Genomic DNA, 430 nt, shown 5'->3' with positions numbered 1-430 from the left:
CCCCGAATAAGCAGGTCAACCACACCCTAGCCAACAAGCACCTAACCCTGGCCGGGATTAAAGGATACGAGACCTCACGCACAGACTTAAAACCCCAGGAAGTCATCGGTGCCTACCGGCGCCTGTTCACGATCGAGAAATCGTTCCGAATGGCGAAATCAGACCTGAAAGCCCGACCGATTTATCACCGTAAAGAAGACTCCATCCACGCACACCTAACCATTGTGATGGCCGCGATGGCCACAGGCCACGTGTTGGAACAAGCCTCGGGCCTGTCGTTGAAGCGATTAGTGCGAACCCTGAAGAAATACCGGACGTTTACCGTCGAAATCGCAGGCCATACCCTCCATGCACAAACCGACCTGCCCGCTGACATCCGCGAACTCACCGAAAAGCTGCCCCAACCGTCTGACTAAATTGAGCCAAGTCA

The 430-nt window shown here is 54.7% G+C and carries 1 protein-coding gene; it reads left to right on the top strand.

The genetic code is table 11. The annotated features are described in order from the left end of the window. Positions 1 to 416 (top strand): IS1634 family transposase (locus HMPREF0308_RS11530; protein WP_005531798.1); only part of this gene is annotated, 416 nt, incomplete at its 5' end. Positions 417 to 430 lie beyond the last annotated feature (14 nt).

Origin of the sequence: Corynebacterium striatum ATCC 6940, from assembly GCF_000159135.1 — a bacterium.
GTDB classification, from domain to species: domain Bacteria; phylum Actinomycetota; class Actinomycetes; order Mycobacteriales; family Mycobacteriaceae; genus Corynebacterium; species Corynebacterium striatum.
This window is presented reverse-complemented; position numbering and strand designations above follow the sequence as displayed.